Origin of the sequence: Altericroceibacterium spongiae (assembly GCF_003610805.1) — a bacterium.
In the GTDB taxonomy this organism is placed as follows: domain Bacteria; phylum Pseudomonadota; class Alphaproteobacteria; order Sphingomonadales; family Sphingomonadaceae; genus Altericroceibacterium; species Altericroceibacterium spongiae.
Genome location: NZ_RAPF01000030.1, coordinates 1 through 1,226, shown reverse-complemented (window position 1 = coordinate 1,226; position 1,226 = coordinate 1). Strand labels below are relative to the sequence as shown.

The 1,226-nt window shown below is 61.3% G+C and carries 2 pseudogenes; both read left to right on the top strand.

The features are described 5' to 3' along the window. Positions 1-127 precede the first annotated feature (127 nt). Positions 128-1,090 (top strand): annotated as a pseudogene (locus D6851_RS17460) (Mu transposase domain-containing protein); the annotation flags it as partial. After that, positions 1,087-1,226 (top strand): annotated as a pseudogene (locus tag D6851_RS17455) (ATP-binding protein); the annotation flags it as partial. The pseudogenes D6851_RS17460 and D6851_RS17455, both read left to right, overlap by 4 nt.

Below are 1,226 nucleotides of genomic sequence, written 5' to 3'. Positions count from 1 at the left end.
TCTCCGTGCCTGACGCCGTCGCAAACGGCGGCCTCAGACCGCTACGCCAACCTAATTCCGAATGGGACTTTTGAAAGGAAATAATGCCCCTTACGACACTTTCCTGTTCCGCTCAGCCGCACGACCCTTCTTCGGCGCGGTGCCGCGCTCGATCGTCTATGACAACGACCGCTGCCTTGTGGCGAAGATCCTGCCAGACGGCACGCGCAAGCGTGCCACGCTGTTCAGCGCTTTCCTGTCGCATTACGTGATCCGCGACCGCTATGCCCGCCCGGGTAAGGGTAACGAGAAAGGCAATGTGGAAGGGCTGGTTGGCTACTGCCGCCGCAATTTCATGGTGCCGATCCCGAAGTTCCCGACCTGGGAGGCCTTCAACCTGTGGCTGGAGGAACAATGCCGCAAGCGCCAGCAGGACAAAGTGCGCGGGGAGAGCGAGACGATCGGTGAGCGCTTGCAGCGCGATCTCGCGGCCATGCAGCCTTTGCCCGCTACACCCTTCGAGGCCTGCGATCAGACCGGCGGGCGGGTCTCCTCGCAATCCCTGGTGCGCTACAAGACCAATGATTATTCGGTTCCGGTGGCCTGGGGCCATCAGGAGGTCTGGATCAGGGCCTATGTCGATGAGGTGGTGATCGGCTGCCGCAGCGAAGTCATCGCCCGTCATCCTCGTTGCTATGCCCGCGAGGAGGTTATCTTCGACCCGCTCCATTATCTCCCGCTGATCGAGCAGAAGATCAATGCATTCGACCAGGCCGCCCCTTTGCAGGGCTGGGATTTGCCCGAAGCGTTCACGACACTGCAGCGGTTGATGGAAGGCCGCATGCACAAACATGGCAGGCGTGAATATGTACAGGTGCTGCGCCTGCTGGAAACGTTCACCGTCGCCGATCTCCAGGCGGCGGTGGAACAGGCCATTGATCTTGGCGCCATCGGCTTCGATGCCGTCAAGCACCTCGTCCTGTGCCGGGTCGAACGCGTACCGCCCAGGCTGGACCTGGACGTCTATCCCTTCCTGCCACGCACCACGGTCGAGAAGACTTTTGCCAGAGCCTATCTGAGCCTGCTCTCCGACCAGCAGGAGGCCGCATGAGCGATCAGGCCCCGGAGCTTCTTCTCGCTCACAATCTCAAGGCACTCAAGCTGCCTACGTGCCTGCGAGAGCATCACAAGCTCGCGCGGCAATGTGCCGCAGAAGGCGTCGATCATATCCGCTTCCTCGCCCGTCT